Source organism: Mycobacterium hackensackense, assembly GCF_025822555.1.
In the GTDB taxonomy this organism is placed as follows: Bacteria; Actinomycetota; Actinomycetes; order Mycobacteriales; family Mycobacteriaceae; genus Mycobacterium; species Mycobacterium fluoranthenivorans.
Genome location: NZ_JACKUC010000031.1, coordinates 85,870 through 99,103, shown reverse-complemented (window position 1 = coordinate 99,103; position 13,234 = coordinate 85,870). Strand labels below are relative to the sequence as shown.

Annotated in this window: 15 protein-coding genes; 7 read left to right on the top strand and 8 right to left on the bottom strand. The window is 69.3% G+C overall.

Annotation, left to right across the window (positions count from 1 at the left end; genetic code table 11):
• Positions 1-39: 39 nt before the first annotated feature.
• From H7J86_RS20590 to H7J86_RS20570, 5 genes are read right to left on the bottom strand one after another with little or no spacing between them, the layout of a single operon-like run.
• Positions 40-1,422 carry a protein adenylyltransferase SelO gene (locus tag H7J86_RS20590; RefSeq protein WP_267293134.1) on the bottom strand — a complete coding sequence of 461 codons (1,383 nt, stop codon included), beginning with the start codon at positions 1,420-1,422 and terminating at the stop codon, positions 40-42.
• Between the two features lie 24 nt (positions 1,423-1,446).
• Positions 1,447-2,169 (bottom strand): adenosylcobinamide-GDP ribazoletransferase, encoded by a 723-nt coding sequence (locus H7J86_RS20585; RefSeq protein ID WP_267293132.1) that lies wholly within the window; start codon positions 2,167-2,169, stop codon positions 1,447-1,449.
• A gap of 13 nt (positions 2,170-2,182) precedes the next feature.
• Positions 2,183-3,223 (bottom strand): nicotinate-nucleotide--dimethylbenzimidazole phosphoribosyltransferase, encoded by a 1,041-nt coding sequence (cobT, locus tag H7J86_RS20580; RefSeq protein WP_267293130.1) that lies wholly within the window; start codon positions 3,221-3,223, stop codon positions 2,183-2,185.
• Positions 3,220-3,759: a bifunctional adenosylcobinamide kinase/adenosylcobinamide-phosphate guanylyltransferase gene (locus H7J86_RS20575; protein ID WP_090353773.1), complete on the bottom strand. Its 540-nt coding sequence runs from the start codon at positions 3,757-3,759 to the stop codon at positions 3,220-3,222. The genes cobT and H7J86_RS20575 overlap by 4 nt, the downstream gene beginning before the upstream one ends.
• A 4-nt stretch (positions 3,760-3,763) precedes the next feature.
• Positions 3,764-4,429, bottom strand: a complete 666-nt coding sequence (locus H7J86_RS20570) for a DUF3043 domain-containing protein (protein ID WP_090353775.1) — start codon at positions 4,427-4,429, stop codon at positions 3,764-3,766.
• A 70-nt stretch (positions 4,430-4,499) separates the two neighbouring features.
• Between H7J86_RS20570 and H7J86_RS20565 the strand changes: the two genes are divergently transcribed.
• Together H7J86_RS20565 and H7J86_RS20560 are read left to right on the top strand one after the other, a co-directional pair.
• Positions 4,500-5,546 carry a glycerate kinase family protein gene (locus H7J86_RS20565; RefSeq protein WP_090353776.1) on the top strand — a complete coding sequence of 349 codons (1,047 nt, stop codon included), beginning with the start codon at positions 4,500-4,502 and terminating at the stop codon, positions 5,544-5,546.
• 63 nt (positions 5,547-5,609) lie between these two features.
• The gene (locus tag H7J86_RS20560) at positions 5,610-5,966 is read left to right on the top strand and encodes a HesB/IscA family protein (RefSeq protein WP_090353777.1); all 357 of its coding nucleotides are present in this window, start codon (positions 5,610-5,612) and stop codon (positions 5,964-5,966) included.
• A 1-nt stretch (position 5,967) separates the two neighbouring features.
• On the opposite strand, the gene H7J86_RS20555 is transcribed toward H7J86_RS20560, so the two are convergent.
• Positions 5,968-6,465: an Rv0361 family membrane protein gene (locus tag H7J86_RS20555; RefSeq protein ID WP_235632663.1), complete on the bottom strand. Its 498-nt coding sequence runs from the start codon at positions 6,463-6,465 to the stop codon at positions 5,968-5,970.
• 232 nt (positions 6,466-6,697) lie between these two features.
• On the opposite strand from H7J86_RS20555, the gene H7J86_RS20550 reads away from it, so the two are divergent.
• A complete protein-coding gene (locus H7J86_RS20550) occupies positions 6,698-7,669 on the top strand; it encodes a carbohydrate kinase family protein (RefSeq protein ID WP_090354009.1) in 972 nt (323 codons plus the stop codon).
• On the opposite strand, the gene asnB is transcribed toward H7J86_RS20550, so the two are convergent.
• Positions 7,666-9,597 carry an asparagine synthase (glutamine-hydrolyzing) gene (asnB, locus tag H7J86_RS20545; protein ID WP_267293128.1) on the bottom strand — a complete coding sequence of 644 codons (1,932 nt, stop codon included), beginning with the start codon at positions 9,595-9,597 and terminating at the stop codon, positions 7,666-7,668. The genes H7J86_RS20550 and asnB overlap by 4 nt on opposite strands.
• Positions 9,598-9,686: 89 nt before the next feature.
• Between asnB and ctaC the strand changes: the two genes are divergently transcribed.
• The 4 genes from ctaC to H7J86_RS20525 all read left to right on the top strand — a co-directional run bounded on the left by ctaC (position 9,687) and on the right by H7J86_RS20525 (position 12,795).
• Positions 9,687-10,790, top strand: coding sequence for an aa3-type cytochrome oxidase subunit II (ctaC, locus tag H7J86_RS20540; protein ID WP_443677660.1), 1,104 nt, complete (start codon positions 9,687-9,689; stop codon positions 10,788-10,790).
• A gap of 12 nt (positions 10,791-10,802) precedes the next feature.
• Positions 10,803-11,222 (top strand): cytochrome c oxidase subunit 4, encoded by a 420-nt coding sequence (locus tag H7J86_RS20535; RefSeq protein WP_090353782.1) that lies wholly within the window; start codon positions 10,803-10,805, stop codon positions 11,220-11,222.
• Between the two features lie 128 nt (positions 11,223-11,350).
• Positions 11,351-12,172: an MmpS family transport accessory protein gene (locus tag H7J86_RS20530; protein WP_090353783.1), complete on the top strand. Its 822-nt coding sequence runs from the start codon at positions 11,351-11,353 to the stop codon at positions 12,170-12,172.
• A complete protein-coding gene (locus H7J86_RS20525) occupies positions 12,172-12,795 on the top strand; it encodes a DUF2561 family protein (protein WP_267293126.1) in 624 nt (207 codons plus the stop codon). Before H7J86_RS20530 ends, H7J86_RS20525 begins: the two co-directional genes overlap by 1 nt.
• 7 nt (positions 12,796-12,802) lie before the next feature.
• On the opposite strand, the gene H7J86_RS20520 is transcribed toward H7J86_RS20525, so the two are convergent.
• The gene (locus tag H7J86_RS20520) at positions 12,803-13,222 is read right to left on the bottom strand and encodes a DUF5313 domain-containing protein (protein ID WP_090353786.1); all 420 of its coding nucleotides are present in this window, start codon (positions 13,220-13,222) and stop codon (positions 12,803-12,805) included.
• Between the last annotated feature and the right edge of the window lie 12 nt (positions 13,223-13,234).

Here is a 13,234-nt window from a genome sequence, read left to right as displayed (position 1 = left end):
TGCATTATGCGGTACCGCCGGTTTCGGCTGCTGGGCCCCTCAGGTGCCGCAGAACGTCCGGTAGCACGACGCGAACGCCTCGGGCGCAGGTTCGGCATAGTGCTGCAGCCCGGGACGCGGGGTGTAGGGCTCGCGGACGGCGGCGACGAGTGCGCGCACCGGGTCCAGATCGCCGGCGGTGGCGGCGGTCAGGGCGGCCTCGACCAGATGGTTGCGCGGGATGTAGAGCGGGTTGACCCGGTCCATGGCCGCGATATCCGGGCCCAGTGCCTGCCACCGTTGCGCCCAGTCGCCGAACCCGTCCGGTACGGTGCCCGCGCTCAATGACCGGAAGAACGACGTGAAATCGGCCCGCTGCTGCTCCAGTAGCGCCAGCAGATCGTCGACGAGTTCCGGATTTTCTTGCGCGATACCGAGTTTGGCGCTTATCCGGGCCTGGAACGCGTGCTGGTAGCTGCCCTTGAAGACGTCGAGGGCGGCGGTGGCGATCTCGATGGCGGCGTCGACATCGGGATCGATGAGGGGCAGCAGCGTCTCGGCGAACCGGGCCAGGTTCCAGGCCGCCACCGTCGGCTGGTTGCCGTAGGCGTAGCGGCCCCAACTGTCGATCGAACTGAACACCGTCGCCGGGTCGTATGCCTCCATGAACGCGCACGGCCCGTAGTCGATGCTCTCGCCCGAGATGGTCATGTTGTCGGTGTTCATCACGCCGTGGATGAACCCCACCGACATCCACCCGGCGACGAGGGTGGCCTGGGCGTGCATGACCGCGTGCAGCAACGCCAGGTACGGGTTGTCGGCCGCGGCGGCCTCCGGATGGTGTCGCTCGATCGCGTAATCGGCCAAGCGCCGCAACAGATTTCCGTCCCCGGTCAGCGCCGCGTACTGGAAGCTGCCGACCCGCAGATGGCTGCTGGCCACGCGGGCCAGCACCGCACCCGGCAGGGGTGTCTCGCGGTGCACGGTGACACCGGTGGCCACCACGGCCAGCGCGCGGGTGGTCGGGATGCCCAGCGCGTGCATGGCCTCGCTGATCACGTACTCGCGCAGCATGGGCCCCACCGCGGCGAGGCCGTCGCCACCGCGGGCGAACGGGGTGCGTCCGGACCCCTTGAGGTGCAGGTCCCGGCCGTCGGGCAGTTCGCCGAGCAGCAGCGCGCGGCCGTCGCCCAGGCGTGGCACCAGGCCGCCGAACTGGTGGCCCGCGTAGGCCTGGGCCACCGGCGCGGCACCGTCGGGCAGTGCGGTCCCGGTCAGAAACCCGAGGCCGGCATCGCTGCGCAGCCAGTCGGGCGCCAGGCCCAGCTCGGCGGCCAGCGGTTCGTTGAGCACCAGCAGTACCGGATCGGCGGCGGCCTGAGCCTGCCAGGCGACGGACAGTTCCGGCAGCGTGCGGGCGAAACGGTCACCCAGCGCAATCATGGTTTCGACAGTACTCAGGCCGGCTCAGTGCACGGCCAGACCCAGGGCCACCACCGTCGTCGTCAGTTCGCAGGCCGCGCCCAGTACGTCACCGGTGATCCCGCCGAAACGGCGCACGCAGTGACCGACCAACACCACGGACAGGGCCAGTGCCGCCAACACCACCACCGGTCCCTGCCACCACCGCGGCGCCGCCGGGACCGCGGCGGCCACCAGGGTGAGCGTCCAGCCCACTGCCACCCACCACGGCTGGGAACCGGCCACCAGGGCACCCAGTGTGCTGCCCGGGGCCGCCGGTACCCCGCGCCGGCAGGTGGCCACGATCGCCACCCGTCCCGCGGTGACGGCGACCACCACGCCGACGGCGGTCAGCGCGCCGAAAGCCAAGCCCTGCAACACGATCACCAGCACCACGGCCGCCACGCCGAAGGGGCCCGCGGTACCGCCGCGCATCACCGCCAGCGCGCGTTCGGGCGGCCCGTAACAACCGAGTCCGTCGACGGTGTCGGACAACCCGTCGATGTGCAGGCCGCGAGTACACAACAGCAGCAAGGCCACCGCGAGCAGCCCGGCCAACGCCCCGCCGGGGTACAGCTGGGCGGCACCGCAGACCGTCAGCGCGGCCAGGCCGCCGAGCGCGGCGCCCACCACCGGCAACGCGGTCAGCGCGCCCCGGCCGAAGGGATGATCGACACGCACCGGCAACACCGTGCCGAAGGCGAAAGCCGAAGCGAGCGAACCGATCACAGGGCCGGAGGTATCACGCGTCGGAGACTCCGGCTTCGTCGAAGGTGGCCATCGAGGCCAGCGTGGCCACCGCGGCCCGCACCAGGGGAAGCGCCACGGCGGCGCCGGTGCCCTCGCCCAGGCGCATCCCGAGGTCGACGATCGGCACCAGCCCCAGATGGTCCAGCGCCAGTGTGTGCGCCGGTTCGGTGGACCGGTGCCCGGCCTGCCACCAGGCCCGGGCGCCCGGGGCCAACAGGTCGGCGATCAGTGCCGCGGCGGTGACGACCACGCCGTCCAGCAATACCGGGGTCCGTCGGACCGCGGCCTGGGCCAGGAAGCCGGCCATGGCCGCGAGGTCGGCGCCACCGCACACCCGCAGCAGTGCCTCGGGATCGCCGGTGACGGTGCGCCCCCGGTAGAGCGCGTCGCGGATGGCCGACACCTTGCGGGCCCAGCCGGTGTCGTCGATTCCGGTGCCACGGCCGACCACCGCCACCGGTTCGGACCGAGTCACCGCCGCGATCAACGTGGTTGCGGGCGTGGTGTTCCCGATACCCATATCGCCCGCGATGAGCAGGTCTGCGCCGCTGTCGACCTCCTCGTCGGCGATGGCGCGCCCCGCCTGGATCGCCGCGGTGGTCTCCGCTTCGCTCAGGGCGTCCTCGATCGCGATGTTGCCGCTGCCGCGGCGCACCTTGTGCGCGCCGATCGCCGGGCTCAGGGGTTCGGCGTCGACGGCGATATCGGCCACCCGCACGGTGGCGTCGGCCAGCGTCGCCAGCACGTTGATGGCCGCGCCACCGGCATCGAAGTTGGCGACCATCTGCGGGGTCACCTCAGAGGGGAAGGCCGACACACCGGAGGCGGTCACGCCGTGGTCACCGGCGAACACCACCACCCGCGCGCGGGTGAACTGCCGTGGCGGGCACGCGCCCTGACAGGACGCCACCCACACCGACAGCGCCTCCACCCGGCCCAGCGCGCCGGGTGGCTTGGTCAGCGTGTTCTGCCGGGCCAGTGCCGCCTGCAGGGCTTCGGCATCGGGCGGGGTGATCGCGGGGAATGCGCTCACCTGGCCTCCTTCACGACTAAAGGTTGTCCGGCGACGACCAGCACCACGCGGTCGCACAGTGCTGCCAATCGCTGGTTGAGCGTGCCCAGTTCATCGGCGAACAGCCGGCCGCCCGCGGTCGCGGGCACCACTGTCAGCCCCACCTCGGGGCTCACCAGGGTCAGCTTCCCATCGAATCCTGTGATCGCCGCGCAGAGTTCGTCGCAGGGTTCGTCGATGTCGGTCCGCACCGATCCGCCCGTCCACGCGCCGAGGCGGTCCATGGTCGCGGTCAGCCAGCCACCGATATCGTCCACCAGCGTCGGGGTGCGCGGGTCGGCGCGCAATTCGGTTGCCACATCGGTGGTTTCGACGGTCGACCAGTGCGCGGGCCGACGGCTGCGGTGGGTGTCCACCCGCCGGGACCACTCCGGGTCTGCGGGGTCGGTACGGCCGGTGGCCACATAACGCACAGGTTCGCCCGCGGTGTCCGAGATGGCGGCTTCGGCCCAGTGCGATTTACCCGAACGGATCCCGCCCAGGACCAGTACCCGCACGCGCTCAGACGTCGTCGCCGCGATTGACCAACGGTCTCGGCGCGCGCATCCGGCGCAACTGAGAGGCGCGGCTGGCGGCGTAGAAGCCGAGTTTGAAACCGCTCTCGGTGTTGTCGGGGAACTTCTCGTCGACCTTGCGGTTCACCCGTCGGCCCAACAGCACGCCGTCGACGGCCATCACCAGCAGCAGGACCGGCATGCCGAAGGACACGTACTTCTGGACCGCCACCGCGGGCACGGCCAGGGTGATGAGCACCAGGCCCAGCGCCACCGGCATGAACAGGCCGAGCAGGTTGGCGCGGGAGTCCACGATGTCGCGGGCGTACCGGCGGACCGGGCCCTTGTCGCGGGGCAGCAGATAGGCGTCGTCGCCGGACATCATCCGTTCCCGCCGGTCGGCCATGTCGGCCCGCCGGGACACCTTCTCGGCCTTGCGCTCTTCCTTGGTCAGCTTGGGCTTGGACGCGGCCAGTTCCTTGCGGCGCTTACGCGCTTCCGCGGTGGTCAGCGGCGCCGGCGCGACGGGCCCGCGCCGGCGGGCGGCCTCGCTGCGCTTGGGCGTGGGCCGGCCCTTGGGGGCGGTCGAGCCCTCCCCGGCGGCAGTCGATTCTGTGGCGGCGGCCACGTCGTCGGGTTGCGGATTGTCCTTCTTGCGGCCCAGCAGATTCACGCTCACAGGGTACTTCCGAACGGGATTTCCTTGGTGAGCGGCTCCGGATCGGACGTCCTACGCTGGGCGGATGCATGTGCTGGTGGCCCCGGACTGTTTCGGTGACAGCCTGACCGCGGTGCAGGCCGCCGAGGCCATCGCGGCGGGCTGGGCCCGGGCGCGCGACGGCGACACCTTCACCCTGGCCCCCCAGTCCGACGGCGGGCCGGGGTTCGTGGACGTCCTGGCCAGCCGGCTGGGCGGATTGCGGTATGCCCAGGTCAGCGGGCCGTTGGGGGACCGCGTGAGCGCCGAATGGGTGCTGCACGGCGACACCGCCTATATCGAATGTGCGCAGGCGTGCGGGCTCACCCTGCTGGGTGGGCCGCCGACGGTGCAGACCGCGCTCGCGGCGCACAGCGGGGGAGTGGGCGAGCTGATCGCGGCCGCGCTGGATGCGGGCGCCCGCCGGATCGCGGTGGGACTGGGCGGGAGTAGTTGCACCGACGGCGGGCGGGGACTGGTGGAGGCGCTGGGCGGACTGGACAAGGCCCGGGCCCGGCTCGCCGGAGTCGAGCTGATCGCCGCGAGTGATGTCGAGCACCCGCTGCTGGGGCCGATGGGCGCCGCGGCGGTGTTCGGCCCGCAGAAGGGGGCCGACCCGGACACCGTGGCGGTGCTGGAAGCCCGCCTGACGGAGTGGGCCGGCGAACTCGGTCCCGGCATCGCCGACAGGGAGGGTGCGGGCGCTGCCGGGGGGATCGGTGCGGCTCTGCTGGCACTGGGCGGCCGCCGGGAATCCGGGGCCGCGGTGATCGCCGAGCACACCGGCCTGGCCGGCGACGTGGCGGCTGCGGACCTGATCATCACCGGCGAGGGCAGGTTCGACGATCAGTCGCTGCACGGCAAGGTGGTCAGTGCACTGGCCGCCGGCGCCCGCCGCCGCGGCACCCCGGTGCTGGTACTGGCCGGTCAGGTCACACTCGAACCGGCGGTGCTGACCGCGGCGGGTATCGCCGCGGCGTATTCGATCACCGAGTTCGCCGGATCGGTGGAGCTGGCCATGGCCGATGCCGCCAACCAACTGACCGGACTGGCTCAACGCACCGGATCCGGTTGGCCAGAGAGTCGGGAATAGCGCCCGGACAAGGTACCGTTGAACACATCGCGAATGCACGTACGCATGCAATCAGGAGAAGCAATGACTGTTCAGGACGACACCACCACCGAAACCCACGGTGCGGTGCTGACCGACGCCGCTGCCAGCAAGGCCAAGGCGCTGCTGGAGCAGGAGGGCCGCGATGACCTGGCGCTGCGTATCGCCGTGCAGCCGGGCGGCTGCGCCGGCCTGCGCTACAACCTGTTCTTCGACGACCGCACCCTCGACGGCGATCTGACCACCGATTTCGGCGGCGTCGCGCTGACCGTCGACCGGATGAGCGCGCCGTACATCCAGGGCGCCACCATCGACTTCGTCGACACCATCGAGAAGCAGGGTTTCACCATCGACAACCCCAACGCCACCGGCTCGTGCGCCTGCGGCGACTCGTTCAACTGATCTACTCCGTGCGCTGCACGTAGCTGCAGACGAGGATCTTGCCGTCCTGCGCCAGCACCTGGGCGACGGCTTGACGCTCGTCTGTGGCTGCGACGGGCATCCGCCCCGACGGCGCGGGCGTGCCCTTCATGCTGAACAGCACCTGCGCCTGGGTCGGTGACAGGTAGACGATCTTGTCGATCGAGGTCACCTCGACCCGCTTGTACTGCCTGCGGAATGCGTCGCCGCTCATATCCGCCAGGGCCAGATCCGAATCGTGGTTGCGCACCGCGTCATAGAGCCCGCACAGCGTGTGCCGGGCGATGGTTTGTTCGTCCCCGTCGGCGAGTGCGTCGAGGAACTCCTGGATCGCCGGTTTTGCGGTCGCCGCGGTGATCGGCGTGCCGGGCTCCTGGCGTCCCGCGACCACCACGACGATGCCGACCGCGGCGGCGATCACCGCGATGACACCCACGATCGCCGCGACGAGCGGCCAGCGCCGGCGTCTGGGGTACTGCACCGGTGGCGGAAGCGTGCCAGGGTAGGCACCGGAGATCTGGTGCGGTGGAAATCCCGGAGGAGGACCCGGAGGAGGAAAGGACATCGGCTACGTTTCGGTGTCTAGGCTTGGACTCGCCGGTCGGACGTGACCGTCAATCGGACTTTCAGGCAGGCTAGCGCACCGGGGCGCCGATGCCCGTGGCACACCCGTACGCTGGTGAGATTCGCTAATGAACATGAAGGACGACGTTGTGACCATTGCGGTGACCGGTTCGATCGCGACCGACCATCTGATGAAGTTCCCAGGCAAGTTCTCCGAGCAGCTGCTGCCCGAACATCTGCAGAAGGTGTCGCTGAGCTTCCTGGTCGACGACCTGGTTGTGCACCGCGGCGGTGTCGCGGGCAACATGGCCTTCGCCATCGGTGTCCTGGGCGGTAAGGCGGCCCTGGTGGGCGCGGCCGGATCGGATTTCGGCGACTACCGGCAGTGGCTCAACGACCACGGCGTCAACACCGACAATGTGCTGATCTCCGAGCAGGCCTACACCGCCCGCTTCGTCTGCACCACCGACGTCGATATGGCCCAGTTCGCCTCGTTCTACCCCGGGGCGATGTCCGAAGCGCGCAACATCAAGCTGGCGGATGTCGTATCACGTACCGGCACACCGGAATTGGTGATCATCGGCGCGAATGACCCGGACGCCATGTTCGCCCACACCGAGGAATGCCGCAGCCTGGGCCTGCCCTTCGCCGCCGACCCGTCCCAGCAGCTGGCCCGCCTGTCCGGCGAGGAGATCCGCCGCCTCATCGACGGCGCCGCCTATCTGTTCACCAACGACTACGAATGGGACCTGCTGCTGCAGAAGTCCGGCCTCAGCGAAGCCCAGGTGATGGGCCAGATCGGCCTGCGCGTCACCACCCTGGGCGCCAAGGGCGTGGACCTGGTGTCCTCCAACGGGACCTTCGTGCACGTCGACGTGGTGCCCGAGACCCATCAGGCCGACCCGACGGGTATCGGCGACGCCTTCCGGGCCGGATTCCTCACCGGCCGTTCGGCCGGCCTGAGCTTGGAGCGCTCGGCCCAGCTGGCTTCACTGGTGGCCGTGCTGGTGCTGGAAGCCACCGGCCCGCAGGAGTGGACCTGGGACAAGGACGCCGGCATCGCGCGCATCGCCGAGGCCTACGGCCCCGACGCCGCCGCGGACATCTCGCAGGCGCTCTAGAGCTGCACCGGGTAGGTCGGTTCGGCGATCTGCGGTGTCACGCTGCCTTCGACGAAGATGGCGTGCCACAGCATGAAGATCAGCACCGTCCACAACCGGCGGCTGTGATCGGCCTCCCCGTCGCGGTGCTCGTCGAGCATGGTCCGCACCGCGGCGAGGTCGATCAGATCCCCGGCCTGCGAGGTGGCCACCGTCTCGTACGCCCAATCCAGCAGGGCGCCGGCACGCAACCAGTGCCGGATCGGCACCGGGAAGCCCAGCTTCGCCCGGTTGAGCACATGCGCCGGCACGATCGGTTCCAGCGCGCGGCGCAGCGCGTACTTGGTGGTGGTGCGGGTGATCTTCTGGTCGTACGGCAGCCGGGACGCCACCGCGAACACCTCCGGGTCCAGGAACGGCACCCGAAGTTCCAGTGAGTTCGCCATCGTCATCTTGTCGGCCTTGACCAGGATGTCGCCGCGCAACCAGGTGAACAGGTCGATGTGCTGCATGCGCGCCACCGGATCCCAGCCCGCCGACGAGGCGTACAGCCCCGCCGTCACATCGGTGTGGGTCCAGTCCGGATTGAACTTGCGCAGCACGGTGCGCAATTGATCGTCGGAGAAGCTGCGGGCGTTCCCGTAATAGCGCTCTTCGAGAGTCAGCGATCCGCGATGCAGCAGGCTCTTACCGCGCATCCCGGCGGGCAGCGGCTTGGACGCCTTGCCCAAGGAACGCCGCACCGGCCGCGGAAGGTAGTCGAATGCCTTGAGCGACAACGGTTCCCGGTAGATCGTGTAGCCACCGAACAGCTCGTCGGCGCCCTCGCCGCTGAGCACCACCTTGACGTGCTTACGGGCCTCGCGGGCGATGAAGAACAACGGCACCAGCGCGGGGTCGGCGACGGGTTCGTCGAGATACCAGACGATCTCGGGCAGCGCCGCGACGAACTCCTCCTGGCTGACCACCTTGGCCACGTGCCGCGCACCGATCGCCTCGGCCGACGCGACAGCGACGTCGACCTCGGAGAAGCCCTCCCGCTCGAAACCGGTGGTGAAGGTGATCAACCGCGGGTTGTGCCGCATGGCCAGCGCGGCGATGGCCGTCGAGTCGATACCGCCGGACAGGAACGCGCCCACCGTGACATCGGCGCGCATGTGCTTGGCGACGGAGTCCTCCAGCGCCGCGGTGATCTCGTCATAGCGCGCCTGTTCGCCACCGGGGGTGAACGGGACCGCGGCGAACCGGGGGATGAAGTAGCGGGTGATCTCCGGCGCCGAACCCGGGCGGATCCGGGCGTAGCTGCCCGATTCCAGTCGACGCACCCCGCGCTGCAACGTCTCGGGCTCGGGGACGTACTGCAGCACCGTGTAGTGCTGCACGGCACGCTCGTCGATATCCAGGTCCAACCCGGCCGTCGGGGCCAGATCGACGAGGCACTTCTTCTCGCTGCCCAGCACGGTGCCACCCGGCCCGGTGGCCATGTACAGCGGTTTGATCCCGAACGGATCGCGCGCGCAGATCAGCTCCCGGGTCTGGGTGTCCCAGAGCGCGAAGGCGAACATGCCGCGCAGCCGGGCCAGCACGTCGGTGCCCCAGTGGTGGTAACCGGCGACGATCGCCTCACCGTCACCGTCGGTGTGGAACACCGCACCGTGCTCGGAACGCAGAGCCTCCCTCAACTCGAGGTAGTTGTAGATCTCCCCGTTGAACACCAGCGCGTAGCGCTGCGGGGACTCCGGAGGTCCCCAGCGCAGCGGCTGGTGGCTGTGGGCGATGTCGATGATGGACAGCCGGTTGAAGCCCAGCACCACATCGTCATCGGCCCATGTCCCTGGTTCGTCGGGGCCCCGGTGACGCATCAGATGCGACGCTCCGGACACCGCGTCCACCAGGGCCGGGGAGGTCTCAACGGACGGGTCAGTCAGGTAGGCCAGCAGTCCGCACACTGCGCCAGTATGCCGAATCACCAGGGCTTAACCCGCACTGTGCCCGAGTTGGCAGGTCGCTTCGCGGGTTCGCCCACCGGTGGTCTACGCTGCGTAGTACATACCGAGCCGACCGACCGTTCGACGGTCCACCGACTTCTATAGGAGGCGCCAACGTGACCGCTCGCGGGTACAAGTTGGTGGCGTTGTCACTGGTCTTGGGCGGGATGACCATCCTGCTCAGCGGCTGTAGTTGGCAGGAGGTGTTCGGCCTCGGCTGGCCCACCGGTATCACGCCCGAAGGCAAGCTCAACCGCGACCTGTGGGTCTGGTCGGTGATCGCGTCGTTCGTCGTGGGTGCCATCGTCTGGGCGCTCATCTTCTGGGCGAGCGCCTTCCACCGGAAGAAGGCCACCGACACCGAGCTGCCGCGTCAGTTCGGCTACAACATGCCGCTGGAACTGGTGCTCACCGTGGTGCCGTTCCTCATCATCTCGGTGCTCTTCTACTTCACCGTCGTGGTCCAGGAGCGCATGCTGCACAAGGACCCCAACCCCGAGGTCGTCATCGACGTCACCGCCTTCCAGTGGAACTGGAAGTTCGGGTACCAGAAGATCGCCTTCGGCGACGGCACGCTCAACTATGACGGCGCCGACCCGGAGAAGAAGGCGGCCATGGTGTCCAAGCCCGAGGGCGTGGACGAGCACGGCGAGGAGCGCGTCGGTGCCATCCGCGGCCTGAACCCCGAGGACCGCACCTACCTGAACTTCGACAAGATCGAGACCCTCGGCACGTCCACCGAGATCCCGATCCTGGTGCTGCCCAAGGGCAAGCGCATCGAGTTCCAGATCGCCTCGGCCGACGTGATCCACGGCTTCTGGGTGCCGGAGTTCCTCTTCAAGCGCGATGTGATGCCCGACCCGAAGGCGAACAACTCCGACAACGTCTTCCAGGTCAGCGAGATTCAGGAGACCGGCGCGTTCGTCGGGCGGTGCACCGAGATGTGCGGCACGTACCACTCGATGATGAACTTCGAGGTGCGCGTCGTGGAGCCCAACGACTTCAAGGCCTATCTGCAGCAGCGGCAGGCCGGCAAGACCAATGCCGAAGCGCTGCAGGCGATCAACCAGGATCCGCTGGCGGTCACCACCCATCCGTTCGACACGCGGCGCGGCGAGCAGGTCGGCGTGCCTGCAGCCCAGGCGAGCAAGTAGTAAGGACAACTCATGCATATCGAAGCGCGGTTGTTCGAGTTCCTGACGGCGTTCTTCGCCCTGGCCGCCGTGGTGTACGGCGTGCTGACCGCGATGTTCGCCAACGGCGGCATCGAGTGGGCCGGCACGGTCGCGCTGGTGCTGACCACCGGGCTGACCCTGATCACCGGTACCTTCTTCCGGTTCGTCGCCCGGCGCCTGGATACCCGGCCCGAGGACTACGAAGACGCCGAGATCAGTGATGGCGCCGGCGAGCTGGGCTTCTTCAGCCCGCACAGCTGGTGGCCGGTCCTGATCGCCCTGTCCTTCTCGACCGCAGCCGTCGGCGCCGCACTGTGGCTGCCGTGGCTGATCGTGGCCGGTATCTGCTTCGTCCTGTTCACCGCCGGTGGTCTGGTCTTCGAGTACTACATCGGTCCCGAGAAGCACTGACCCGTCTCGCAGGTCACAACCATGCGTCAGTTCTCTGGCGTGCCGCGTCGCCTGATCCGCTCGACCGCTCGGTTGGGTAGTGTTGCCGAGGCAGTAATCGAGACGGATAGGCCGAGGGTTAGTGTGAGATGAGCGGGCCTTCAGGACCGGACAAACCCGGTGCGGGCGACGAGCCGGCGCCGAGCACCGGTGAGACCGAGATCCATTCGCGGGCATACTCCGCACCGGAATCCGAGCAGTTCGTCAGCTCCCCGTATGTGCCGCCGGATCCGGCGCTGTACGACTACGACAGCTACGATTCCGTACCCGATGACGCGCCGGACAGTCCGCCGCGCTGGCCGTGGGTGGTCGGCGTGGTGGCCATCGTCGCCGCGGTCGCGCTGGTCGCTTCCGTCGCGGTGCTGGTGACCCGCACCGACAACACCAATCTGGCCACGCCGGCGACCACCACGACGTCGGCGCCGCCGGTCCAGGACGAGATCACCACGACGACGCCGCCCCCGCCGCCCAGCCCGGAGCCGCCGCCGACGACCGAGGCGCCACCTCCACCACCGCCGGAGACGGTCACGGTGACGCAGGAGCCGCCGCCCCCGCCGCCACCCCCGGCCACCACCGAGGCGCCGCCCCCTGTCACCACCACGGCACCTCCGCCACCCCCGACGAGCACCGCGCCCGCCGGACCACGCCAGGTGACCTATTCGGTCACCGGCACCAAGGCACCGGGAGACATCATCACCGTCACCTACATCGACGCGTCCGGGCGCAGTCGCACCCAGCGCAACGTGTACATCCCGTGGTCGCTGACGGTCACGCCCATCTCGCAGTCCGAAGTCGGATCCGTGCAGGCCTCCAGTCTGTTCCTGGTGAGCCGGCTGAACTGCTCGATCACGACCAGCGACGGCACCGTGTTGTCCTCCAACACCGGTAACGCCGCCCAGACGAGCTGCTGATGACCGGCGACAGGAAGCTTTCCGGGCCCGAGAATCTGGACCGGATCCTGCTCGGGGTCTGCGCCGGGATCTGGCTGCTCGCACTCGGCGCCGGAGTCGCGGCCACCGTCGCGCTGGTCGACCTGAGCAACGGGCGGGGTTCGGTCCGCGCCGAACTGTCCGGCTCCGATACGCCCTGGGTGCTCTACACCGTCATCGGGGTGTCGGCGGCGGTCATCGCCGCGGCCATCCCGCTGCTGATCCGGGCCCGTCGGGACAACACCGTGCGTCCGGCACGTGCGGTGACCGGTGGCGGCACCGGATCGGCGGTCGACGATATCGCGGCCGTCGCCGGCCGGCCGGCGGGCCGGCGCCGTGCGGTCACCTCGGGTTCCGACGGCAGGCCGCCGGCGCTGCCCGCGATCGTCGACCAGGTGTACGTGCGGTGCGCCACCGCCATCGGTTGCGCGGTGGGCGGCGGAGTTCTCGCCGTGGCCATCGGCACCTACCTGATGGCGACGGGCAAGGACACCGGGGCCTGGGCCGCCTATATCGTGGGCGGGCTCATCACGGTCGGGATGGTCGCGGTGCCCTGGTTCTCGCTGCGTGAGCTGCGCGCCGTCACCGGAGCGCAGGCCGTCTAGCCTCGCGCTATACGTCGTGGCTGCTGGCGGGGCCCGTGCGGGGGCCGTACCGCCGCTCGTAGGCCTCGTGGACGTGCGCGTTCTTCTTCCGGGACAGGGCGTCGACCAGGTGCGGATCGAGTCCGTGCTTGGCGAGCATGTGCCGGCGCCAGATCTTGTTGAGGGCGTGCGAAAAATACACGAACGGCAGGAAGATCGGCAGCGTCATGCTGGCGTGCAGGTACAGCGACATCGGGATGAACCAGATCGGCGCCAGGATGAAGATCGCCGGGATGGCGACCCGGATCATCATCCGCACCGTGGCCCCGGGTCCGGCCAGATCTCGGGCGACCCACGCGCGCATCGAGTCGGGTAACCGTTTGCCGTAGCAGTACGCGATGTACTGCAGGGGGCCCGGCGTGCTGGAGGGGGTCTGACCAGTGGACATTCGGTCAGGGTA